Source organism: Paenibacillus sp. NPDC056579 (genome assembly GCF_042793215.1).
Lineage (GTDB): Bacteria > Bacillota > Bacilli > Paenibacillales > NBRC-103111 > Paenibacillus_S.
Genome location: NZ_JBHTVD010000005.1, coordinates 130,446 through 153,350, shown reverse-complemented (window position 1 = coordinate 153,350; position 22,905 = coordinate 130,446). Strand labels below are relative to the sequence as shown.

The 22,905-nt window shown below is 50.5% G+C and carries 19 protein-coding genes and 2 pseudogenes; 9 read left to right on the top strand and 12 right to left on the bottom strand.

Annotation, left to right across the window (positions count from 1 at the left end):
• Positions 1–9: 9 nt before the first annotated feature.
• Together ACFQ88_RS20440 and ACFQ88_RS20435 are read left to right on the top strand one after the other, a co-directional pair.
• The gene (locus tag ACFQ88_RS20440; protein ID WP_379456829.1) at positions 10–1,833 is read left to right on the top strand and encodes an S-layer homology domain-containing protein; all 1,824 of its coding nucleotides are present in this window, start codon (positions 10–12) and stop codon (positions 1,831–1,833) included.
• A gap of 191 nt (positions 1,834–2,024) precedes the next feature.
• The gene (locus ACFQ88_RS20435; RefSeq protein WP_379456138.1) at positions 2,025–4,019 is read left to right on the top strand and encodes an S-layer homology domain-containing protein; all 1,995 of its coding nucleotides are present in this window, start codon (positions 2,025–2,027) and stop codon (positions 4,017–4,019) included.
• A 165-nt stretch (positions 4,020–4,184) separates the two neighbouring features.
• Here ACFQ88_RS20435 and ACFQ88_RS20430 read toward each other — a convergent pair whose 3' ends face one another.
• Positions 4,185–4,811, bottom strand: coding sequence for a hypothetical protein (locus ACFQ88_RS20430; protein WP_379456136.1), 627 nt, complete (start codon positions 4,809–4,811; stop codon positions 4,185–4,187).
• Positions 4,812–4,979: 168 nt separating this feature from the next.
• Positions 4,980–5,735 (bottom strand): SDR family NAD(P)-dependent oxidoreductase, encoded by a 756-nt coding sequence (locus tag ACFQ88_RS20425; protein ID WP_200632362.1) that lies wholly within the window; start codon positions 5,733–5,735, stop codon positions 4,980–4,982.
• A 217-nt stretch (positions 5,736–5,952) separates the two neighbouring features.
• On the opposite strand from ACFQ88_RS20425, the gene ACFQ88_RS20420 reads away from it, so the two are divergent.
• A complete protein-coding gene (locus ACFQ88_RS20420) occupies positions 5,953–6,840 on the top strand; it encodes an AraC family transcriptional regulator (protein WP_379456134.1) in 888 nt (295 codons plus the stop codon).
• Between the two features lie 328 nt (positions 6,841–7,168).
• On the opposite strand, the pseudogene tnpC reads toward ACFQ88_RS20420, so the two are convergent.
• From tnpC to tnpA, 3 genes and pseudogenes are all read right to left on the bottom strand, one after another.
• Positions 7,169–8,727 (bottom strand): annotated as a pseudogene (tnpC, locus tag ACFQ88_RS20415) (IS66 family transposase).
• Between the two features lie 68 nt (positions 8,728–8,795).
• Positions 8,796–9,100 (bottom strand): annotated as a pseudogene (tnpB, locus tag ACFQ88_RS20410) (IS66 family insertion sequence element accessory protein TnpB); the annotation flags it as partial.
• Positions 9,101–9,119: 19 nt separating this feature from the next.
• On the bottom strand, positions 9,120–9,461 hold the full coding sequence (tnpA, locus tag ACFQ88_RS20405; RefSeq protein ID WP_379456132.1) for an IS66 family insertion sequence element accessory protein TnpA: 342 nt from the start codon (positions 9,459–9,461) through the stop codon (positions 9,120–9,122).
• A 207-nt stretch (positions 9,462–9,668) separates the two neighbouring features.
• On the opposite strand from tnpA, the gene ACFQ88_RS20400 reads away from it, so the two are divergent.
• A complete protein-coding gene (locus ACFQ88_RS20400) occupies positions 9,669–10,274 on the top strand; it encodes a DnaJ family domain-containing protein (RefSeq protein WP_379456130.1) in 606 nt (201 codons plus the stop codon).
• A 451-nt stretch (positions 10,275–10,725) separates the two neighbouring features.
• Here ACFQ88_RS20400 and ACFQ88_RS20395 read toward each other — a convergent pair whose 3' ends face one another.
• From ACFQ88_RS20395 to ACFQ88_RS20380, 4 genes are all read right to left on the bottom strand, one after another.
• Positions 10,726–11,559, bottom strand: coding sequence for a DUF6492 family protein (locus ACFQ88_RS20395; RefSeq protein WP_239631565.1), 834 nt, complete (start codon positions 11,557–11,559; stop codon positions 10,726–10,728).
• A 110-nt stretch (positions 11,560–11,669) separates the two neighbouring features.
• Positions 11,670–13,070 carry an ABC transporter substrate-binding protein gene (locus tag ACFQ88_RS20390; protein ID WP_379456127.1) on the bottom strand — a complete coding sequence of 467 codons (1,401 nt, stop codon included), beginning with the start codon at positions 13,068–13,070 and terminating at the stop codon, positions 11,670–11,672.
• A gap of 25 nt (positions 13,071–13,095) precedes the next feature.
• Positions 13,096–14,643 (bottom strand): extracellular solute-binding protein, encoded by a 1,548-nt coding sequence (locus tag ACFQ88_RS20385; RefSeq protein WP_379456125.1) that lies wholly within the window; start codon positions 14,641–14,643, stop codon positions 13,096–13,098.
• Entirely contained in the window at positions 14,640–15,182 is a 543-nt protein-coding gene (locus tag ACFQ88_RS20380) for an RNA polymerase sigma factor (protein ID WP_239631559.1), read from the bottom strand. The genes ACFQ88_RS20385 and ACFQ88_RS20380 overlap by 4 nt, the downstream gene beginning before the upstream one ends.
• Positions 15,183–15,584: 402 nt before the next feature.
• Here ACFQ88_RS20380 and ACFQ88_RS20375 point away from each other — a divergent pair, with 402 nt between their 5' ends.
• Both ACFQ88_RS20375 and ACFQ88_RS20370 read left to right on the top strand, forming a co-directional pair.
• Positions 15,585–15,722, top strand: coding sequence for a hypothetical protein (locus ACFQ88_RS20375; RefSeq protein WP_379456122.1), 138 nt, complete (start codon positions 15,585–15,587; stop codon positions 15,720–15,722).
• A gap of 21 nt (positions 15,723–15,743) precedes the next feature.
• Positions 15,744–17,807, top strand: coding sequence for a peptidoglycan D,D-transpeptidase FtsI family protein (locus tag ACFQ88_RS20370; protein ID WP_239631555.1), 2,064 nt, complete (start codon positions 15,744–15,746; stop codon positions 17,805–17,807).
• A gap of 106 nt (positions 17,808–17,913) precedes the next feature.
• Here the strand turns inward: ACFQ88_RS20370 and ACFQ88_RS20365 are convergent, their stop codons facing one another.
• The 3 genes from ACFQ88_RS20365 to ACFQ88_RS20355 all read right to left on the bottom strand — a co-directional run bounded on the left by ACFQ88_RS20365 (position 17,914) and on the right by ACFQ88_RS20355 (position 21,270).
• Positions 17,914–19,173, bottom strand: coding sequence for a M16 family metallopeptidase (locus tag ACFQ88_RS20365; RefSeq protein WP_379456120.1), 1,260 nt, complete (start codon positions 19,171–19,173; stop codon positions 17,914–17,916).
• A gap of 198 nt (positions 19,174–19,371) precedes the next feature.
• A complete protein-coding gene (locus ACFQ88_RS20360) occupies positions 19,372–20,298 on the bottom strand; it encodes an MraY family glycosyltransferase (RefSeq protein ID WP_239635276.1) in 927 nt (308 codons plus the stop codon).
• A 144-nt stretch (positions 20,299–20,442) separates the two neighbouring features.
• Entirely contained in the window at positions 20,443–21,270 is an 828-nt protein-coding gene (locus ACFQ88_RS20355; RefSeq protein WP_379456118.1) for a GNAT family N-acetyltransferase, read from the bottom strand.
• A gap of 203 nt (positions 21,271–21,473) precedes the next feature.
• On the opposite strand from ACFQ88_RS20355, the gene ACFQ88_RS20350 reads away from it, so the two are divergent.
• The 3 genes from ACFQ88_RS20350 (at position 21,474) to ACFQ88_RS20340 (ending at position 22,890) form a co-directional block, all read left to right on the top strand.
• On the top strand, positions 21,474–21,854 hold the full coding sequence (locus ACFQ88_RS20350) for a glyoxalase superfamily protein (RefSeq protein ID WP_379456116.1): 381 nt from the start codon (positions 21,474–21,476) through the stop codon (positions 21,852–21,854).
• A 125-nt stretch (positions 21,855–21,979) separates the two neighbouring features.
• Positions 21,980–22,240 (top strand): GlsB/YeaQ/YmgE family stress response membrane protein, encoded by a 261-nt coding sequence (locus ACFQ88_RS20345; RefSeq protein WP_239631547.1) that lies wholly within the window; start codon positions 21,980–21,982, stop codon positions 22,238–22,240.
• Positions 22,241–22,470: 230 nt separating this feature from the next.
• Entirely contained in the window at positions 22,471–22,890 is a 420-nt protein-coding gene (locus tag ACFQ88_RS20340; RefSeq protein WP_239631545.1) for a YtxH domain-containing protein, read from the top strand.
• The last annotated feature ends 15 nt before the right edge of the window (positions 22,891–22,905 follow it).

The following is a 22,905-nucleotide window of genomic DNA, read 5'->3' as shown; positions in this document are numbered from 1 at the left end:
TTCGCCAAAATGGTCGTTATCGCCTTTGGCTTGAAAGCGGATGGAGCCGAGGCTCCCTTTACGGATGTAACCAATGATTGGGCCAAGCCTTATGTGGCCACCGCTTATCATCATAAGCTGATTCAAGGCGCAGGACCAGCCGAGTTTCAACCGGCAGCTCCGCTGACACGGCAAGCTGCGGCCTCTATTGTATGGCGATGGCTGGAGCAGAATGGAGCGGTCAGCGCTTCGGCGGACAAGCAGCCGGACGTTACGGATGCCGATCCGTGGGCGCAGGACGCAGTTCGCGGGATCGTTCATTATGGCCTGCGGACGGAAGGCACCGCTTCCCTGCCTTACCGCTCCCAAGAGGTAATGACTCGCGGGGATGCGGCTGCGCTCATCGCCCTTTCCATGAAGCAGGCGGCAGCAAAACAGCAGCCGAATGCTTCCCAAGCCCCTGCGGCACCGACAGCACCAGGGACACCCGCTGACAAACCAGCAGAGATCAAGAAGCCGGTCCCTCCATCCGGCAACGGCGAGAGCAGAGAGCAGGCCATCTATTATGAGCTTTCCATAACGGCAGAGACGCCGACTTCGGGGAGAACTACGTTTTATCGTCTGGACCTGGAAACGCAGCATCCGGTGCTCTTTGATACGGAAAATGCAGAAAGAATATTGATCTACGATGAGAAAGGCCAATATGTTTCCAGCCAAAGCCTGGCTGATTTTGTATTTGATCCCCCAAAGGTGGGCACATATTATCTGGCTGTTGAGGCCAAAGCGGATAAGAAAGTAAAGCTTACTACAAGCAATGGAGCAACTCGGGACAAGGCGTTTGACTATGAGGCATGGTCTAAAGTTAGCAATATGTTTCGTTTGCCGGCAAAACAGGATGTGTACTTTTCATTTAAGGTACTGAAAGGATCTTCTTATTTGGTGAAACCTGTTCTACTTAATATAGAATTAAACCAAGCTCTTAGCCTGTACGTCTACGATAAAGAAGGCAAGCTTGTGGAACAAAACAAAGATAACGGTTCGATTGTGCTTACTGCACCGGAAACGGCAACCTATTATGTCAAGCTTAGTGCAGATAACAGTCCGAGTAATTTCAATTTAAAACTGGACGAAATGGGGATAAGCAAAGAAACAGCTATTGCTACATTCGCAGGCTATAAGGAAGTATTGATTAACCGGACTGGAATAACGTGGCTCCAGCTTAACCTTCCGACGGATAGAAACTACGAATTAAGTATAGAAGGTGTCGATTCTCATGACTTACAATTAAACAGTGTTGAACGTGTAGAAATGAGGACAGTCAACATCTATCCATTTGAAAAGCCCTATCAAGTGCCAGTAGACGAAGTAAAGCCCACATATTTCAATAACCAATTGCTTCGTCTGGTCGGAACTCCCGGGAACATTGCCAAAGTGACATTCCTAGATGGCAAATCCATTAGCGGAGCATTAGAGCTGAAAATAACAAATGGAACAGGAAGATCCAAAGGAGCTTCAGTTAAGATCGAGAATGATCGCAGCACCTTCTATAAAGTGCAGTTGGAAGCCGGAAAGAAGTATGAATTCTGGTCCGAAGATGCGATTGCCAATGATACACCAAGCAAGATAAATTATGATGTATCACAAAATGGGGCATCGTCCACTAAAAATCCCAATAATGATTCCAAAAAAGAATACATCACCGACCTCGTCTTGCTGGACGCGAATCGAGTGGAATTGGTTCAATCCAAAGATAGCAGACTTACCTTCACCCCAAACCAATCCGGTGTATACTACATCGAGTTCAAACCAGGGACGAACAGTCGCGGTTATTATTTAAATGTGAGTTCCAAATAACTGGATCAAAATGCACATGGAGCGGCTGCTTACGGCAGCTGCTCTCAGATTGTTGACAAAACCTCCGATTCATTCGGGGTTATGATAAAGATCGGAAGCATCCTACTGGGATGCGTTTTGTGTGTAGGTAGGGAAAGTAAAATAGAACATCGATTTATTTACATATGCCGAGCAAAGGACGGGTTACCCACATGAAGCGCCCTCTATCTCTTTCATTATCGACCTTATTACTGCTAGGATCGCTAGTCCCTTGCAGCGCCATGGCGGCATCCTCCGTCTTTACGGATGTTCCGGATACGCTGCCGAGTGCTCCCTACATCATGGAGCTGTACAACAAACAAATTCTCGACGGAGTCGATACGAGTCGATTCGCCCCGGATGCACCGCTTACGCGGGAGCAGTTCGCCAAAATGGTCGTTATCGCATTTGGCTTGAAAGCGGACGGAGTCGAAGCTCCCTTTACGGATGTAACCAATGATTGGGCCAAGCCTTATGTGGCGACCGCTTATCATCATAAGCTGATTCAAGGCGCAGGACCGACCGAGTTTCAACCGGCAGCTCCGCTGACACGGCAAGCTGCGGCCTCTATCGTATGGCGGTGGCTGGAGCAGAATGGAGCGGTCAGCGCTTCGGCGGACAAGCAGCCGGACGTTACGGATGCCGATCCGTGGGCGCAGGACGCGGTTCGCGGGATTGTTCGTTACGGCCTGCGGACGGAAGGCACCGCTTCCCTGCCTTACCGCTCCCAAGAGGTAATGACTCGCGGGGATGCGGCTGCCCTCATTGCCCTTTCCATGAAGCAGGCGGCAGCAACACAGCAGCCGAATGCTTCCCAAGCCCCTGCGGCAACGACAGCACCAGGAACACCCGCTGACAAACCAGCAGAGATCAAGAAGCCGGTCCCTCCATCCGGCAACGGCGAGAGCAGAGAGCAGGCCATCTATTATGAGGTTTATACAACGACGGAAACACCAACTTCGGGCAAAGTGGTCTTTTATCGTCTGGACTTGGAAACGCAGCATACCGTGCTTTTTCATACGGAAAATGTAGAAAAAATACTGGTCTACGACGATAAAGGTCAATATTTTTCTACCCAAAGCCTAGCCGACTTTGTATTCGATCCTCCAAAAGTGGGCACGTATTATCTGGCTGTCGAAGCTAAAGCGGATAAGAAAGCAACGCTCTCTACAAACAATGGAGCAACTCGGGAAAAGGCGCTTGACTATGAGGCATGGTCCAAGGTTAACAATATGTTTCGTTTGCCGGCAAATCAGGATGTGTATTTTTCCTTTAAGGCATTGAAGGGATCTACATACTTAATACAACCAGCGAGACTAAATATAGAGGCGAATCAAATACTCAGTCTGTACGTTTACGATTCCGAAGGAAAACTCGTAGAACAGAACACTTCCAACGACTCTATTCTGCTTAGCGTTTCAGAAACTACAACCTATGTGATCAAGCTCAGCTCTGACAATAATCAAACTAATCTTCGCCTTAAAATAATTGAAAGAGGAGCCAGTGCAGAAACCGCAATTGCCATAGTCGCAGGCTATATGGAAGTCCCGATCAGCCGTAATGGTGTAACGTGGCTGCAATTGTACTTACCGCCAGATAAGAACTATGAGCTAAAAGTAGAAGGCGTCGATTATCATGAATTAGAGCAAAATAGCATGGAGCGTTCGGGGAATTATCCCGATCTTAATTCCAGAAACAAAAGTTCGCAGCTTGGCCCATCAACTAACACAATCCCCAGTAACCAATTACTACGTCTAGAAGGAACTCCCGGTAATATTGCCAAAGTGAAATTTCTGGATGGTAAAACCATTGGCGGAGCAATGGAGCTCACTTGGACTAACGGTAACGGTAGATCCAAAGGCGCAGCCATTAAATTCGGGAAAGAACGCAGCGTTTTTTATAAAATATCTATGGAATCCGGAAGGAAATATGAATTCTGGTCCGAGGATGCAATCATCAACGACACTCCAGACGAGGTAAACTATGATAATGGTGCCAAAAAAGAATACATCACCGATCTCGTCTTGCTGGACGCAAATCGCGTGGAATTGGCTCAATCCAAAGACAGCAGACTTACCTTCAGCCCGAACCAATCCGGCATATACTATATCAACTTCAAACCGGGGACGAACAGTCGCGGCTACTATTTAAATGTGAGCTCCCAATAACTTACTACAAAATGCTCCTGGAGCGGCTGCTTATGGCAGCTGCTCTTTTTCATACAATCTGTAATTCCAACGGAAAGAAGTCGCCGGTGTATATTACACTAACAATCTAGACGCCTCCTCCATCTCACTTTCCCCCTACGTAAGTGTAATAAATAAAGTGGTATTTTAATTAAAAAGAAGGTGTAACCAGGTCTTCCAGCTTAATCCTCCGAACCTTAAATAATCATCTTTTTGAACACCCGACTTACCATTTATGTATGCTTCATAACATTTTGCAAGAGCTCGCCAATGCCATTCGCGAAGAGTCCCTGCAGGTAGTTTGACCGGCCTTTCCTCCTGAGTCGCTGTATGAACAAGCTTTCTGCCTTTAGGAGTGATCCTTATTAAAGGGATGTCATCTAATGCACCTGTATACTTTACGAGGATAAGCTTTCTTGTTTCAAGGGCTTCAAAAGTGCTGCCTGTACCTTGATCTTTCAATCCCAAATCCATAATGCTCTTCAGTAAAGGAGTAGGGAAGCCGAAATTATCATACCCGTATAACAACCAACGCCATTCATTAGCAGGGCGACTGTTCCAATTCGAAGCTGCAGCATACTTTTCATCTGCCTCAGCCTTCTGATCAGCCTGATAGATTGCTTTTAAATAGCTTTGCTGTCGCTCATTCAATCCAGCCCAGGGGTCCACGGTTTGACTTTTTCTGGCCATAAAGCATGCTCCCACTTTCATTGGCTCCGTAAAATAAAAAATCGCCTCAAACTTACCGAAATACTTTTCACTCGGTAACATCACTTATATATAATCCTCCTCAACAGGTTCGAGCTGCTATCACCTATATATATGACTGAATGTGGTTCAAGTGCCTGGATAATAAACCGGGTGTCCCATAAGTCATGAAAATGACGATAGGACACCCCTGTTTATCTCTTCTGATCCTTATTGCTCAAATGAACACCCTTCTTAAAGCAAATGTCCGCCAGACACTTCAATGTCCTGGGCTGTAACCCAGCTGAAATCATCGGACAATAAGTTCACAATGACCTTCCCAATATCTTCGGGTTGGCCGATTCTGCCAAATACAGATTGCTCAGCCAGCGGCTTAATGAATTCAGGATGTTTATCGAATGCTCCATCACCAAAATTGCTGTGCGTAGGACCAGGAGAAACGGCATTAACCCGAATTTGGCGAGGGGCAAGTTCTTTGGCGATGTAGCGAGTCCAAGTTGAGAATGCTGCTTTTAACGATCCGTAGGCAGAGTAGCCTGGAAATGATTGGTTCTTTGATGAACTTGTAGTATTTACAATGGCTCCAGCATCATCCATGAATCTGACAAGCTGTTGTGTTAAAAAAATCGGTCCTTTGAAGTTCGTATTAAGAATCTTGTCGAAATATTCTTCGCTCATCTCAGAGAACATCATTGGCCCGCCAATACCGCCATTATTAACTAAGTAATCAAAAGTCGTTCTGTTCCAAATTTCTTTGAGGCTCTTTTTCACTTCTAGAACGAAACCCTCGAATGATGATAGTTGAGTCAGATCCAACTTCAGTGCTACTGCCCGAACTCCACTATTCTTCTCAATTTCCTTAACGACAGCTTCCGCCCGGTCCTTATAGGAATTGTATGTGAGAATGACGCTAATTCCGCGCTGGCCAAGCCCAAGAGCCGTCGCTTTTCCAATGCCATTACTTCCGCCTGTTACAATTGCAATTTTCATAAGTTCTCTCCTTTTTTGTGTTCGATCTGGATTTAATTTTAGTCGTATCTGCTGAGATAATATAGATCTAATCATGCCTTCTTATTGCCTAAAAACACCATAGACCCGTTCGAATAACCTCGATTATCCCTATTATTTATCATAAGAAGAGCCTAAAAGTGCCGAATCATTTCAGAGTGGTGTTGAGGAATAAGAAGTCGTGTAATAAAATAAGTGTATGAATAAAATCCTTGATGAAATTATTGATCTAATGAAAAGTGCAGGCACTCGACCAATTGAAAGCGGAGTACCCGGGCTAAGTATGATTAAGGGAGACATTCCCGCACATCAGCTTGCAGCGCTCTACGAGCCGATGATTGGTTTTACGGTTCAAGGAACAAAGATTCTTTCCATCGGGGAGCGTTGCACTGACCTCAAAGGGCCATCCTATTACGTGTTACCGGTACATGTTCCTGCAACGGCGAGTGTACACCCAGATCATGAAGGCCGTCCTTACATGTCCCTTGGTCTTAGGTTAAATCAGGATGTTCTTCAGAGTTTATTAAGAGATCTGCCTGAGAATCTAATCCCAACTGCTTCCGAGCATTTCGCAGCTTGTGAAATAGACATTGAATTTATGGCGGCATGGCTGCGCTTATTGCGATTATCGAAGACACCAAAAGATATTCCAGCTCTTGCACCAGCTTATGAGCGCGAAATCCTTTATCGCGTTCTAATGGGACCACAAGGATGGAATCTGAGGCAATTTGGTCTGCAGGAAAGTAATTTATCTATGATTTCCCAGATTGTAAAATGGTTTCGCGCAAATTTTATGAGGCCAATAGACATTGGTGATCTGGCATCAAAATCTGGTATGGCTGTAAATACCTTTCACCGTCAGTTTAAAAGGGCAACCGGTTTAAGTCCTATTCAATTTCAAAAGCAATTAAGGCTTTTGGAGGCTAGAAACCTCATTGCATTTGAGGGCTATTCAGTAACCAGTGCCGCATTTCATGTTGGCTATCAAAGTCCTTCACAGTTTAATCGAGAGTACTCCCGCTTCTTCGGTTCATCTCCAGCCCGGGACACGGAGAAACTAAGACGATTCGAAAGCACGAGGGATTAGATCATTGGGTCTTTTTTGTACAATTCGCACATGTAGATGGTGAGGGAAAATAAAGATGTTTAACGAAGGTCCAACAAAATGTCCAAAGTGAAAATAAATTTTTCAAATGATAGCAACCACAGATTATCATGTGGCTTTAAAACAAATAAAAGTGCTCAAACTTGCTACATAGCAAGGTTAAGCACTTTTATTTGTGTGACCTGTTGCCGTCATGTAGTCGTTGTACTAACGTCTCCACTTCAATGGCACATACCGAAATCACCAATGTTTTTCCATGGCTTTTTCACATCGAAAGAAGCCGTTTCTGGGTAAGCGTCACATAACCTCATCATACCGATCCCATCACACGACAAGTAATCGGAAGCGAAGATGACCATGGCAAATAAGGCTCGAGTGCCTCTGAATTTTGTGGATCCGAAAGCTGTGGAAGTTGCTCGAACAAGTACTTTAGATATTGGAACGGAAGAAGTTCGTTTTCCTTCGCCGTCTCGATGACGCTGTAGATCGTCGCACTAGCCTTCGCACCGCGGGGCGTGTTCGCGAATAACCAGTTCTTTCTCCCGATCACGAATGGCTTGATAGATCGCTCACTTCGGTTGTTATCGATCTCGAGCCGGCCATCCTTCAGAAATGAGGTCAATTTCTCCCACTGGTTCAGGCTGTAAGTAATCGCTTGTCCAGCCAGACTCTTCGGCAAGGATTGAGAGCGCTGTTGCTTGAGCCATACCGAATAATCCTCTAGAATGGAAAGGCTTCGCTTCTTTCGCTCGGCATATCGCTCTTCTGGCGAAGCATCCTTCAGCTCGCGCTCCATCTGGAATAGCGCATTGCAGTAAGCCAGTCCTTGATTAGCCACTGAATTCTTGTTCCCTCTCGTCGCTGGCGGAGCAACTTTCAGCGCTTCGTCATATTTGCGCCTCGCATGTGCCCAGCATCCCACAAGAGTCACATCCTTCACCTTATGGTAGCCCGCATATCCATCCACATGCAGGTAACCTTTGAACCCAGATAGGAAGCTTTGCGGATGCTCACCGCTTCGAGTCTTCTGGTAATCATAGATGACTGCCGGCGTTACGCCACGTCCGGTGCGATAAAGCCACAGATACGAGGACGATTGTGCAAACTTCCCGGGCTCACGCAGTACCTGCAGCGTTGTCTCATCTGCATGAAGCACATCCTGCTTTATCAGAAAAGCTTTTATCGCTGAGACTAATGGCGTAAGCCATTTCTCTGCACCATAGATGATCCAATTCGCCATCGTCTGACGTGATAACGTATATCCAAGACGCGCGAAATGCTGCTCTTGCCGGTATAACGGCAGACTGTCGACGTATTTCTGGCTCATGACGTAAGCCATGCTGGACGGTGATGCCAAACTTCCCGGATAAACAGGTTTAGGCATTGCAGCTGTTACGAAGGGGTCTGAATATCTTCACATTCACAGTGGCGGCAGGCATATACATTCCGTACGTGACGAATGACCTTCACTTGTGGCGGTACAACGGCAATTTCATTGCGCGTCTCTGTACTCATCTCGTGAAGAGAACCACCGCAGCACGTACATACTTGCTCACCTTCCTCCAGTGAATAGGTAATGGTTTCTACTGGAAGCTTGGAGAGATCTTCTGTTCGCTTGCCGGATGACTTGCGACGCTCGTAGGTGATTTCTTCAGACCGCGGCTGTTCACCAACAGGAGGTGCAAGCATTTCAGCTTCATTGAACAATGAGAGCTCTAATTGATCCGGATGCGTCTGCTCACTGGAAGCACCAAACCGCTTTTTCTGGGCTAAGCGGAACTGCTCTTCGTACCATTTGAGCTTGGCCGATAGTTCAATGATTTGTTGTTGTAGAGATTCAATGGTTGGTGTATCTGCATGTTTTTCCATACTTTACTCATTAGATAAGAAACACCTAATCCCTGTAAGTACCTATGGCGAAATGATTACAAAGATGACTAAATGACGGAAACGGCATTGACCTTGAGATGAGCTTCCCGTTGGCTGAGTGAAAGACCATCCAGCAGCCAGCGGAGCTCCCTGCTTGAAATAGCCACAACTTCCTCATTGCCAGTAGGCCATTGAAATCTGCCCCGTTCCAGGCGGCGGTAGTAAAGCCAGAATCCATTATAATCCCAGTAAGAATTTTAAGTTTGTTGCATGCCCGGTTACAGAATACGAACAAGCCGGAAGAAAAGGGATCCAAACCGAAGCTTTCCTGGACGATGGCAGCAAGTCCGTCGATCGACTTGCGCAGATCGGTAGAACCACACTCGAAAAGGTCAGCATGATGTAGTAAGCACGTGAATCACTTCGCGCAGAAGCTTCGGGTCAAAGCCGGAATGAAGCTCAACACGGAACTCACCGATATGAAGGATTAGAGAAGGATTAGAAGAAACGCTGCCCGGTGGATCAACAGTAGCAAGAGGTACAAATTGTACGGGAGAAGTCTTTGGGTCTGGAGTAGTCTGGGGTGAACCACGTTTTATATTGTACAGCCAATATTTCAATTGTTCGACAGAGCATTGATTTGCGTTGCACCAAGCTTTCATTGTGAGGCCACTTGCCCGATAAGCTGCGATGCGTGCTTGCCAATCTTGTCTGCGTTGTTCTCTAGCATTCATGGGCTATCCTCCATACTCAGGTTAAACTCATGATCTCATAGCTGGCTAAACGGTAGAAGGTGGGGAGCGTTTGACGCTTACCCCCCTACCACATCTCGCCTAAAAACCATAAAGTCATAAAACATTCAAACCGCAGCAACGAGGCGACATCCTTAATATGGTAAAATATACATGAACTAGCCGATGTTAATAAGGAGGAGTCTTCTCATGTTTCGATGGTGGCGATCCAATAAGGAATCTGCAGGCACGAAAGATAACAAAACGCTTTCTCCACAATTAGCTGTTCAACCGGAACCAGAAGCAAGTCCGAACACAGTCACAGAACCCTTGCATTCCTCACAAGCATCTCCAGCAAACGCACCTCTTACCGACAACGCGCTCTCTGCAGATAACTCCAAATCGACCGAGACTTCCGATCCGACAGAAACGCGTCCCCCCATGCGAAAATACGGTGGAGACTGGATGGATAAGGTCATCGCCGAGGAGAGGAAGAAAGGTACGCTCGATCATTTGCCGGGCTTAGGCAAACCTCTCCATCTGCACAAAGAAAACTCCATGGAAGCTATAGTCAATGACGTACTGAAAACAGCCCACTTCCTCCCCCCATGGATCCAGCTTCAGCATGAGATTAGAGACGACATCGCTCGGGCCATAACCAAGCTGCAATCGAATGATTCGGACCACCAACAAGATGAACTGGACGAAATTAATCAAAAAATCAGCAAATACAATAAAATCTGCCCCATCCCTCATCTGCAAAAGGTACAGCTTACACGTGACAATATAACCATCCAATATGAAAAGTGGACATAAGACTTTGAGGATAAGCAGCCAATTAAGAGTTTTAAAAGCAAATCCAATACGTTAGTGTGCTCGTTCGTTGGACAGCATCCCCCCCTGCCGATACGGACCGTAGATCCGCTAATTTACCAAAAATGGTTCTACTCGCAGGGTGATCGGACTACAGATCCTTTATTTCGCAAAAATACACCGCTTTGTCCGGTAAAAATAGCAAATAACGGACCCTCGGTCCGATCGCACTCCAAAAGCTGCATCATTTCAGGAAATAACGGATCTCCTGTCCGATCTTCGTAAGTTTGGCTGGAGGGGCGTATCCCCTCGGAATATACTATCCAAATTCGATTTCGTTTGGTTTCGCAACAAGCTTAGGGCTTCCAGAACAACCTGGAAGCCCTTACTTTGTACCTCCCCAAGTAACCCAAGCCGGATCACCACAATCTCCACCACGCCAGATGATAACAGCTTACTTTTTACGCGCTGCGGCAGATCTTTTGGAATATACCTTCCGCTTATGAAATGATAGCGACCGGTAGGTTTTGGCGTAATGCTGGATTTGGTTCTCGGATAGCTGCGAGGCGTTCATGTTGAAGCTTCTGTTCAGGCATCTGCGGAATACCAGCTTCTTGGGATCGCCGGAATGCAAGTAGTTGCCGTAAGTCTCGAATTCGGAAAAGCCGAATTGCTTCTTTTTATTAATGCTGCGAATAATGGCGTTATACCATTTCGTGTTGTGTTTGGCTTCGATTTTGCGCTTCAGCCGGGCCAGCTTCGTTGTGTCGAACAGCATGTAATGGGCGACGAAGGAACGCGCGGAGGACCGCTTTTGGCCCATCAGCTTCCGGTAGGTGACGAAATACTCGTTCTGACTCCATCTGCGGTAATAGAACACCGTCTTGTTCCCCGTCCGGAACACATGAGGCCGGATTAATATCGTGTCCGCATCAATAACCAGAAAGTACCGCTCTTTAGCCAGAGTGTCCCCGTTAAACTTGAGCAGCTGCTGGTACAACCAACCTGAACGGTCCCATCGTTTGGAGCTGTAATGAATGTTCTTTTTCGTGAAAGGCAGCACGCGGGTCTCGTTCACGAACTTACAGCCCTTCTGTTTGCATAAGGCTTTGATTTTGGGGCTGTCGGGCGATACAACCATAATGCGGCCGATAGGATGCTGGACGTATTTTCTTACGGAGTCTATAACATAAGGAAGCGTGCCCAGATCTTTCTCTATGGCCGGAATAATGACATCCATTTTCGCCTGGCTGTTTACCAACACCTTCTCACTTTCTGGTTGACCCATCGCTTACTCATCTCCATTTGTGCGTATGTTATCTGCACTATGGTATGTCGTCATACGCCAAAAGGAGTGGGCCAAGTTGCTGCCATTTCTTTACTAAAAAGGAACAGGGGCTACGGCTGCTTCTTTTCCCCTTTCACTTGCTCAGCCACATGAGCCGCATCCAATGCATGCTGTCCCTGCTCCTGCAGCCTCTTCAGCCCTTCCTCGACGGGCAGCCCGCCCTTCAGCATCTCCTGCATGATGTCCTGTGAAGCCTTATCGAACGCCTCGGCAAAGCTTCTGGGAATCGCTTCATTGTAGCCGGATTGGACCGTTTCATCGTAGGTCACTCTGTAAAACGCATCGAGGCTGTGGCCGTCGACCTCTCGGGCGAACGCTTTGCGGACCGGCAGCTCCACCGATGTTTTGGCTTCGATTTTGGCCGCTTCGGCGCCGTTGAAATACTTGACGACTTCCCAAGCGTTAAGTACGTTCTCCGCCCGGGCGTTAATGCTGTAGATAGGGTACAGGTAAAAGTTCGGATTGCCGCTTCGCCCAGGGGCATCCGAGGGCACGTTCGTCATATCCCATGCAAACGAGGCGTTACGCTGCTTGAGACCGTTGAATTGCCCTATGTTATTTATCGTCATTGCAGCCCGTCCCGTGCTGAATACATCCTCCCTTTCTACGTCCTCCTTCTCGTACCGCTGCTTGTCCGGTGCGTATGTCCATTGAAACAGTCCGGTTTTGTATCCGTCGATCACCAGACGGTAGGTCCGCTTCCAGGCATCGGTATCGGCCATAAGCTTTTTGCCTGTGGAATCGACTATTGCGAGCCCTTCGGCCTGACCGATGTAATTGATCAATTCCAACGGCGACTTCATATAGCCCATATGAAACCCGTATACCCGCTCCTCCTTACCGCCCTCTGAAGGAAAACGCTGCGCCAGCCGGATCAAGTCCTCCCAGGTCATATGGTCCGTAGGGTAGGGGACATGGTGCTTGTCGAACAAATCCTTGTTGTAGAACAGCACCGAGCTGGAAAAGCTGGGCGCCAGGCCATACAGCTTCCCCTGCCCTTTGATTCGCAAAAAATCGAGGGAGGCGGGCAGCAGGTTATCCAGATCGAACCGGTCCTTGGCGATAAGCGGGGACAAGTCGTACAGCTTACCTTCGGCTGCAAGCTTGCCATAATCGAACGTATTCGTAAACAGCAGGTCCGGCTTCTGCTCGTCGATGATCTTCATATATTCCTTCACAGGGTCTTTGCCCGCCCCATAAATATCTTCGGTCGGCACGATCTGCACTTCCAGCTGCGGGAACTTAGCGGCAAAATAGTCCGCATATGCATATTGAAACTGCTCTTCGCTTCCGTATGCGATCCGAATAACCCCTTTGGGCTGAGCGCCCGCCGTCTCTTCCCGGTTCTCGCATCCCCCAAGCAGGACAAGCGCTGCAGCTGCAGCACACGCCGCGATCTTCCCTATGGCTGTGAAACTTATAGAAGAACGTTTACGACATCCCTCTTTCATCGGTACATCCTCTCTTCCTTCATCATCAATTACGGCTGTCGAGCATCGCTTCGAACAGCGCCCGCTGCGCATCTTCCTGCAGCTGCTTGAGCCCTTCGTCCAGCTTGATGCTCCCCTCCATCACAGCCTTCGCCTTCTGGGCCGATAGCGGCGTGAAGGCCTCATTAAATTTGCGCAGGACGCGCGGATGCAGCGCCGAATCCGGCTGCTCCGCCGGCTTCATCGTGTAGAACGGCGCATAATGATGCTCTTCATCCGGCTTGATCTCCTGAAGCCGGACCGTCAATCCGCCGCCACCGAACGACTTGCTCTGCTTCTTCATGATTTCCGGGCTGTTGATCAGCTTGATCATCTCCCAAGCCGGCCGCAAATGCTCCGATTTGGCGCTAACCGCATAGACCCCTCCCATAAAGAAGGAGGACGATTCGTTCGGCCGTGCCGGATCCACAGGCTCGGTTACAATATCCCAAGGGAACGAGGACATCTTATACCGACTGACCGCTTCCTTCAAATCGCCGGCGAGAGAGAAGCTCGAAAGCGTCATAGCCGCTTTTCCCGTGATAAAAGGATTTTCCTTGTACATTTCCTCCATCATCATGCTTCGCTGAGGTCTCGGCTGCGGCTGATAAATAAATCCCTGCTGAAAACCGCCGATCGCCATGCTCCACACGTTCTTCCAGCCTTCCGTGTTCACCGTCGCCTGTTTCCCATCGGGGCTTAGAAGACTTATCCCCTTCGTCTTTCCGATACGTGCGGCCAAAGCGGAGGGGCTACCGTAATAATTCGCCAACAGCCCGTAAATCCGCTCCTCTGGCTTCCCTCCTGCCGGGAACCTTGCAGCGAGCAGCAGAACTTCCTCCCAGCTCATCTTGTCGTTCGGATAAGGGATACCGAATTTATCGAATAACTCCTTATTGTAATAGAGCGCCTCCATCTCGTAAGTAGGGGCAAGCCCGTACAGCTTGCCGCCTCCCAGCTCGCGCAGCGTACCGGTCATGCCGCTGTAAAGGCTCTGCAGATCGTACCGGTCCTGCTTCATCACGGCATCGAGCGGATACAGCCGCCCTTCCTTGGCCAGCTCGCCGTACAGCTCGGACGACATATAGAGCACGTCCGGGTTCTCCTTGTCGATCAGCTCAAGCAGCTTTTCTTTATCCAACGCTTGGTTCCCGTTAGTCTCCGTCGGGATGACCTGCACGCTCATGTTCGGATAGCGGATCGTAAACGCTTTGCCGTAATTCATCATAAACGTATTTTCATGAAAATACGCCACCTTCAGCGTCATTTCCGTTTGCCGGTCCATCGGCTTCAACGCCACTGGCTCCATAGGCTTCGATAGCTGAGCCAGCATGCCCCCGAGCTCCTCCTGCTTCCACAAGCCTACGATCAGCATGGCGCAGCAGACGGCCAGCACCGGCCCCATTATGAGCCATCGCCGGCTTCTAGGACGTTCGCGCACTTCAACACGCTCCTTTATTTTTCTCATGATCTCCTTGGAAAAGCCCGCTTCCCCCTGCCGGACCGGCGAGCCGGTAAGCAGCTTCTCCCACGGTTCCGGGTCGATTCGCTTCATGGCGCTTCCTCCTTGTTCAAAAGCTGACTGGCTTTGGACCTGGCCCGGTACAGCCTCGACTTCACCGTTCCCTCCGATAAGGAGAGAACCCGGGCTATTTCGGCGTGCGACAGCTGATGGTGTGCATGAAGCAGCAGCACTTCGCGGAGCTTCACCGGCAGCTCCAGCACCGCCTGCCATACTTCCTCCGTCACAAGACGTCCAAGCGCCTCCGCCTCTGCGGACGGACCTCCTTCCGTCCTTCGCTGCAACCCGAATGGAATCACCTTGCGAATCCAGGCCGATCGCCAGTGATCTTTCACATGGTTGCGGGTTATCGTCAGCAGCCATGTTCTCACCGACGCTTCGCCCCGGAATGAATACAGCCGTTCGTACACCTTGACGAACACTTCCTGGGCGATATCGTCCGCGAGCTCTTTTTTACGGGTCATGAAAAAAGCATAATTCCATACATCGTCGCCATACGCAAGCATTAGCTCCTCCAGGATGGCGTTCTTGTCCATGCCGCCGGAGAGCGATTTTAAATACTCAAACGCCACTTCCCTTCACCTCACAACCAATTGGACGATCCATAAAGGAATAGGTTCCCTTTTTTGAAATGTTTATCATAAAATCGGCTTTTGATCACGAAGCTGACCATGAAGCTGTTTCGACGTCGAATCTTGCGTTCACCTTCGAAGTCCGGTGCTCATGTAGGTTTTTCCTACACTCCGCTCCTCCTTCTTCAGGTTCTCACAACCTTCTCGGTGCTGAAAACCCTCCTTTTTGAACTCTTATTTTTTGAAAATTTTTCTAATCCCCCTCCCGATTCAGGCAACTTTTTTCCCGTTTATACCGTCGAATGTATAGGCGCAAAAAAAATTTTTTTTCCTCGTCAAACCTCTCGCCACAGAAGCGCAATCCCATGGTACACTAGGCAGTAGATGAAGGAGAGAAGACCATTGAATAAGCGATCATTGCCGGACCGTACATACATAAAGCAGCGGGATTGGAGACGGGCTACCGTTTATGCGATGGGAGGATTTTTGGCTGCCGTCTTGTTGTGGGTGCTTATTATGTGGGCTGCAATATTTGTTTAATATGATTAAGGAGTGAACATAGTGGGGGGCGGCTTTTTTCGCTACACAGAGGATCAGACCGAGAAGCTGGAGGTCCGGAAGCGCCGGCACTTTTCGATCCGGCTGAACTTGTTTTTCTTTGTAACGTTCGTACTATTTAGCGTGCTGATCGTAAAATTAGCCATACTGCAGTTTGTCGAGGGCAAGTATTTCAAGGAAATTGAGAACCTCGTATCCAACAGCCAAAGTCCTATCGCCCCCATTCGCGGAACGATCTATGATCGTACGGGCTATGCGATAGCGCAGTCCCGCTCGATGCAGTCTCTCTACTACCGTGTGGAGGGGCGCGCGGCCAACAAGGAAGAAATTATCGAGCTGGCCAAAATGCTGGAGGGCGTGTTCGCGGATTACGGCAGCCCTTATGCCAAACCGCTGTCTGCTGCCGAAATCTTGAAGCGCATGGACGTCGGCTTCGACTTGGAGCAGAACAAAACGAAGGAGCCCAGCTATTATTCCGTGCCAAGGCGGATCAAAGAGGATTTGTCGCAAAAGGAAATCGCCTATTTGCTCGAACGCCGCGATCAGATGAAGGGAATTGAAATTTTCGAGGATAGCGTCCGATTATACGACAACCAGATGATCGCCGCCCAGCTGGTCGGATATATGAAGCGGTTCAGTGCTGCGCGAAATCCGCAATCGGGTCTTGAATATTACCGCAGCAAAACGGACGAATATTTGGATGTAGAGGATGTCGGCTTCGACGGCATCGAGCTGATGTACCAGGAGGAGCTGCGCGGGAAAAAAGGAAGCAAGAGCTATCCCGTCAACGCCTCGCAAAAAATCGTCGGTCCCGCTACCGTCGTTCCTCCGCAAAAAGGGCATAACCTGTATTTGACGATCGACAAGGACATTCAGCTCGCCACCGAGAAAGCCATTACGGATCACCTGGCTTTTATCCGCAACCGGTCGCTTGCGGGGCAATTCGCCTATGCGCCTAATGCGCGTTCCGGCTATGCCGTCGCCATGGAGGTCAAGACGGGCAAGGTCGTCGCCATGGCCAGCTTGCCGGATTACGATACGAATCTGTGGACCGGCGGTATGAGCACCGAGCAGTATAACAACATCATGCAGTTCGTCAATAACGGGACGATTACGACATCGTATCCCGATTTCCCGGCGAAGGAGCTCGGCAAGCACCCTTCCTCCATTGTTTACATGGGCTCGGTCGTCAAGCCGTTGACCATTTTGGTCGGGATGAATGAAGGCGTCATTAGCCCTAATAGTACCTATTACGATTCAGGCTCCTTCTCCTTCGGAGCTGGGGGCAATGCTACGATTCGGAATTCCGACGGCTACGCCAACGGTACACTCAATCCGACGAGCGCGATCCAGAAGTCGTCCAATACGTTTATGTCTGCGATGGTTGCACTTCCCCTCTACAACAAGTACGGCGGGGAGAAATCGAAGGTGCTCGACGTATGGGCCGAATATATGGCGAAATTCGGTCTTGGAATAAAGACCGGAAGCAATTTGCCGAATGAATATGCGGGCTCGAACGAGTTTTTCAAAAATGCCAAGGGAAGCAGTACGCAATCGGCAATGGTTTACGCTTCCTGGGGGCAGAACGAGAAATATACGACGCTGCAGCTGGCGCAATACGCAGCAACGCTCGCCAACCGAGGCAAGCGGATGCAGCCGCAGTTCGTAGATAAGATCGTATCCTCCGAGGGCGAGCTGGTTAAAGGCTTCGAGCCGGTCGTGCTGGACGAGGTCAGCTTCCCGAAAGTGTACTGGGATACCGTCATCAACGGGATGAAGAGCGGCGCTGCCGGCATCGAGGATTTGCCTTATCCGGTCGCACGTAAAACGGGGACGTCGACGCAGGAAGTGCCGGGCGGCACGGTCGACAACGCCGTGCTGATCTCCTTCGCGCCGGCGAACAATCCCGTTCTGGCCGTTGCCGTCGTCGTTCCCGAAGGGCAATTCGGCCGCTACGGCGCTTCCCCTATCGCCGCCAAAATCTACGAAGCTTATGACCAGTACATCGGCGGGCTTAGCGGAAAAGCTCCTACGGGAGCCGTGGCAGGAGCGAACGGTCAGCCGTAACCGCAGCAGCACCAGGCATACAAGTGTTTACAATCACAAAGAAGCCGGAATCCCAAGAGAAGGGAATCCGGCTTTTTTTATTTCATCGAGCGCCAACTCGCCGACGTTAAACAGCCTTTTCCTCGCCGGCCGCCTGCTGCTGAGGCTCCTGCTTGCTCACTTGCACGAACAGCATCCGCTCCTTCAGCAAGTACGCTTGCGCGAATGCCTGCACATCCTCGACCGTTACGCTGCGAATCTTCTCGGCGAAGAAACGCGGATCGGAGTTCAACTGATACAGCTGCTGAGACGCCAGCCTCGTATTTACGGCCTCCGACTGATCCTGGGAGATCAGATGTCTGCCGACGATCGAGTTGTGAGCCCGCTCCAGCTCCTCCGGCGTGATCCGCTCCTTCTGCATCCGCTCGAGCTCCTCCAGGATAACCGCCTTGGCATCCTCCAGACGAAGCGGATCCGTACCGACATAGCCGGTAATAAAGCCCTCGCTCACCATCGGGCTTAAGGAAGCGCGCACCTCGTAGGCGAGCCCCATCTCCCCGCGGATACGCCGCCACAGCCTCGAGCCTTGGCCGTTGCCTAACAAGTGCATGGCGACATAGCCCGCATATTTGGCATCGTCATAAGCGTCCGGGCCGTACATCCCCCAATGCAGCTGCGCTTGACGGATATCTCTAGCCTCATGAACGACATGGCCGTTCAGCTGATAAGGCTGCAGCTTCTCCAATCCGACAGCGGCCGGAGGAGAAGCCGGAATGTCCAATCCGGCGATGTACTCCACAAGCTCCTCATGCGGAGCATATCCCGTCGCCACCAGCACGATATTGCTCGCGCGGTAATATTCGGAGTGGAATCGCAGCAAATCGTCTCTTGTGATGGAGGATACCGTCTCCTCCGTCCCAAGATTGCCCGCCCGTTCCGGATGCATCCCCCGCAAGAGCCGCATCAGCGTCCGGCTGCCGTATTCGCGCGGATTGTCCTGCGCCCGCTTGATTTCCTCCAGCACGACCTTCTTCTCCATCTGCAGCTCCTGCTCGGGAAAGACGGAGTGGAACACCATGTCCGTCAGCAAGCCGATGCCTTCTTTCCATTTATCGTAAGGCGTATGAACAAAATACCTTGTCCGGTCCACGCCGGTCGCCGCATTCAGTCGGCTTCCGTAGTTTTCGGTATCGTAAGAAATTTGCTCCTTCGTTCTCGTCTTCGTCCCCTTGAACAGCATGTGCTCCAAAAAATGCGCGATGCCGTACGGATACTGCAGCTCATAATGACCGCCCGCTCTGACCCAATAGCACAGCAGCGTCGAAACCGCCTGCTCGTTATGCTTGCTGACGATAGTAAGCCCGTTAGGTAGGGTGGTTGTGCGCATTGCCGACTCCCCTCTCAACCTCGATTGATCGCTATTAGCGAATCTATATAACATATTCGTGTTCGCAGCGTACATACCTGCATTCCTTGGTTTATTGCCGGATTTACGAACATGACCTCTCTCCAACTAAATGACGCGCCAAAATTGAAAAACCGCCTTTCCTGGCCCCTCGGGCACCGGAAGACGGTTTGGCTGATGCTATACGTTCAACATTAGAATAATGATGGAGGTGAGGCCGAAGCACACGTTGATCAAGCACAGAAACATGAGCACCTGCTTCTGGTTCAAGCCGCTCGCAAGCAGCCGGTAATGCGCCTGGCTCGTATCCGCCTGGTAAATCGGCTTTCCGTTAAGGAACCTCTTGACCACGACGAACAGGTTGTCGAAGATCGGTACGCCGAGCGCCAAAATCGGGATAAACAGCGACAAGACCGTCGCCTGCTTGAAGGCCCCGTTCAACGCGATAACCGCCAGCATAAAGCCGATGAACGACGCTCCCGCATCGCCCATAAACACTTTGGCCGGAGGCTTGTTGTAGCGTAAGTACGCCAGACCTACGCCTACGAGCAAAATGGCCATCATGGCGGAATCCGGCTGATTTTTGGCCAAGGCGACGATAAACAGGGTCACGGCGGAAATGGTGGACAAGCTGCCCGCCAAGCCGTCCATCCCGTCGGTGAAGTTAATGACGGTCGTCACACCGAAAATCCAGGTGATGGTCAGCAGAAACTGCGCCCATTCCCACAGTACGACTTCTTGTCCGGTGAACGGGTTCGTAAAGCCGTGGAACACAATTCCCGCCTTGTATACTATCACGGCCGCCAGCAGCTGTACGACCAGCTTGGGCAGCGCGGACAATTCCTTGCCGTGGGTCTTGTACCAGTCGTCCACTAGACCGATGATCAAGACAAGCAGCCCTCCCGCCAAAATGGCCAGAGTCTCGCTGAAATTATCTCTTATGAATAGCAAGTATGTAATGACGAAGCCTGCGAAAATAGCTATGCCTGCGGTTAGCGGTATCGGCTCGCGATGAATTTTGCGCTCATTGTCGGGCCGTGGCTTGTCCACGAAATCGATGCGGAAGGCCAGCTTGCGCAGCGGCGGTATCAGCAGTAAAACGATCATGAATGCAATCAAGCCTGCGAAGAAGTACGAAATAAGGATCCCTCCCCGGAAATTGTCGACTTGCCTCGTATCGTGATATATCACGGCAATTCCCATTATATCACAGACCGGACAGGGTGAACATCTTGTCGAAGGCCGTGCTTCTTACCCGAAGGATCCGCTGATTCTAGCAAAAATGTTTTGCGGCTTCCACGCCACAGGCTCGCCTAGCACCATTCGCGAAGCATAGGTGTTTATCGTAAAGCCCGCTTGCAGTAAATATTCGGCAGCAGCCGTGTTATCTTCATGAAACGCCGCCGATTTGTGGCCTTCCATAGCCATGGCCCGTTGGAGCAAAGTGAATCCGGCTTCGGGAGAATCCGCGACAATCGGACCGAGTCCCCAAGGACTCCGCAAAAAGTATCCGCGAACGGCCCCGTCGTTCCCGTCCGTTACAACCAGACCGCCGGAAGCCTGCAGCTTCCGAAGCAGACTGGAACGGTCCTCCCCGGATGCTTCCCGGTCCAGCCGTTCGATTGCAGGGAGGTCAGACGGGCTCAGCGGTCTGACCGGACCTTCCCTCACCGTTTGCAGCAGCTCGGATCCGCCCTTCATGAAGCAGTAGCGCCCCTGCACGGCGAAGCCGAGCTTTTCGTAAACGGGCTGCCCGAGCTCCGTGGCGATGAGCAGCAAAGTAGAACACCCCTGCTTGTGAAGCTGCTCCATCACGGCTTCGGTTAGCAGAGTGCCGATCCCTTGTCCGCGCACGCGCTGATCGACAATGATAGGTCCGACCCAGCCGGTCGCTCCCCAGTACGTCCCGTTGGCGGAGCCGACGATCCGTCCATCCTGCTCGGCTACTATAGAAGTACACGCCGGGTAGGTCAAATAGTAGGCAAACATCGCCCGGATATCCTTCCACCCTTCCGGCTGAATCGCTCCCAATGGCTCCAGATCGTTTGACCGCATTAGCCTGATACTTGTTTTCCCCATAGATGGAATCACCTCGTTTGGATTTCATCAAACTTTTCAAACAATCGAATAATTAATATTTATAAATAATTATGAATAATTATACATTCACTAGCCTTTATTTTCTAGCTTTTTCTGCAAACGATCGTTAGCTTTGAATGTCATCCACGGCTAGTATATGATAGAGCTATCTTTTCATTTTACTATAATCTGGAGGGACTCGCATGAACAATACCACGCCGGACATGAAGCCGGCCGTACCGATTCTGCGCATGTTCGACATCGATAAGACCAAGCAGTTTTACTTGGAATTTCTGGAGTTCCGGCTCGATTGGGAGCACCGGTTCGAGGAGGGGCTGCCGCTTTATATGCAAATTTCATGCGGAGGCTGCGTCCTTCATCTTTCGGAGCATTTCGGTGATTGCAGCCCGGGCGCTGCGATCCGGATTGAAACTACGCACGTCGAAGCTCTGCATTCCAGGCTTCTAGCCAAGCAATATAAGTATGCCCGGCCGGGACTGGAAACGGCGCCTTGGGGAAGCAAGGAAATCCGGCTTACCGACCCTTCCGGCAACCGGATTGTCATTTACGAGAACGTCAATTAAGCAAGGCTGCAGCTCACCGCCTCTCCTCCCTTCATGGGCCGGAGGGGCTTTTCTTGTTTCACCCCTCCGCCATGCGGGTACTAATTATCATGCAAGACAACCCAATGGAAAGGAGCGTGATGACCATGATCAGCTTGCTGATAACGATCATCATGGCGATTATCATCGGGGCTATCGGTTCCGCTATCGCTCCGGGCGGTATGCCGGGCGGCATTATCGGGTCGATGATTGCAGGCTTCGTCGGAGCTTGGCTCGGCGCCCTGCTGTTAGGAACATGGGGTCCTATCATCGGAGGCTTCGCAGTCGTACCGGCAATTATTGGAGCGGTTATTTTCGTTCTGCTGCTGACCTTGCTGTCGCGGACATTGAACGGCAAGCCTTCTTAAGACGGAAGGAGACCACCGCCATGCGGCGACGTATCCAATACAACGAGAGGCGTGCCCCGATTCGTTGACATGAGGAGGACAGCGTCTAAAGGGATTCTCTTTGCTAGGACAGGCAATGACGCATCGCCAAAAAAGAGGACAGCCTTTCTTACGGCATGATGCTGACGCTGCAGGCCTGGCGAAGTTCAAACATTGCTTATGCAAGACACTATACAAAGGAGCTGATGACAATGGAAGCGACGGAAAGCAAACGCAATGACCTGCTGTTAGGGACAGTTATCGGAGGGGCGGCGGGGGCGCTGATCGCTCTCTTGCTTGCCCCCAAATCCGGACGCGAGCTGCGCGAGGATTTGGTCAGCAAAGCCCAGAACCTTCAATCCAAGGGCCAGGAATGGCTGGAAATGGTCAAAACCAAAGCGGCCGATACGGTGGATGCCGTAAGCGAGCAAGGCTCGGAGCTCGTCGACAAGACCCGTCAGGTCGCCGAGCAGGCCGTCAGCTCCGCCCATAAGGCCGCTGACGAGGTAGCGGCTTCCGTACATCGTGCGGCGGACCGCGCCGCCGATACCACGCACAAAGCGGCGGAGCAGACAGCCGATGCCGCCCATGAAACGCTCGACCGCGTAAAGCCGTTTCCTCGCGCGGACTAAAGCCCGGCTTGGCGA

Excerpts from the sequence above, each read along its gene's own strand:
- ACFQ88_RS20440 (WP_379456829.1), top strand. The coding sequence starts at position 10 with ATGGTCGTTATCGCCTTTGGCTTGAAAGCGGATGGAGCCGAGGCTCCC.
- ACFQ88_RS20435 (WP_379456138.1), top strand. The coding sequence starts at position 2,025 with ATGAAGCGCCCTCTATCTCTTTCATTATCGACCTTATTACTGCTAGGA.
- ACFQ88_RS20425 (WP_200632362.1), bottom strand. The coding sequence starts at position 5,735 with ATGAAAATTGCAATTGTAACAGGCGGAAGTAATGGCATTGGAAAAGCG.
- ACFQ88_RS20420 (WP_379456134.1), top strand. The coding sequence starts at position 5,953 with ATGAATAAAATCCTTGATGAAATTATTGATCTAATGAAAAGTGCAGGC.
- tnpA (WP_379456132.1), bottom strand. The coding sequence starts at position 9,461 with ATGAATGCTAGAGAACAACGCAGACAAGATTGGCAAGCACGCATCGCA.
- ACFQ88_RS20400 (WP_379456130.1), top strand. The coding sequence starts at position 9,669 with ATGTTTCGATGGTGGCGATCCAATAAGGAATCTGCAGGCACGAAAGAT.
- ACFQ88_RS20395 (WP_239631565.1), bottom strand. The coding sequence starts at position 11,559 with ATGGGTCAACCAGAAAGTGAGAAGGTGTTGGTAAACAGCCAGGCGAAA.
- ACFQ88_RS20390 (WP_379456127.1), bottom strand. The coding sequence starts at position 13,070 with ATGAAAGAGGGATGTCGTAAACGTTCTTCTATAAGTTTCACAGCCATA.
- ACFQ88_RS20385 (WP_379456125.1), bottom strand. The coding sequence starts at position 14,643 with ATGAAGCGAATCGACCCGGAACCGTGGGAGAAGCTGCTTACCGGCTCG.
- ACFQ88_RS20365 (WP_379456120.1), bottom strand. The coding sequence starts at position 19,173 with ATGCGCACAACCACCCTACCTAACGGGCTTACTATCGTCAGCAAGCAT.
- ACFQ88_RS20360 (WP_239635276.1), bottom strand. The coding sequence starts at position 20,298 with ATGATCGTTTTACTGCTGATACCGCCGCTGCGCAAGCTGGCCTTCCGC.
- ACFQ88_RS20355 (WP_379456118.1), bottom strand. The coding sequence starts at position 21,270 with ATGGGGAAAACAAGTATCAGGCTAATGCGGTCAAACGATCTGGAGCCA.
- ACFQ88_RS20350 (WP_379456116.1), top strand. The coding sequence starts at position 21,474 with ATGAACAATACCACGCCGGACATGAAGCCGGCCGTACCGATTCTGCGC.
- ACFQ88_RS20345 (WP_239631547.1), top strand. The coding sequence starts at position 21,980 with ATGATCAGCTTGCTGATAACGATCATCATGGCGATTATCATCGGGGCT.
- ACFQ88_RS20340 (WP_239631545.1), top strand. The coding sequence starts at position 22,471 with ATGGAAGCGACGGAAAGCAAACGCAATGACCTGCTGTTAGGGACAGTT.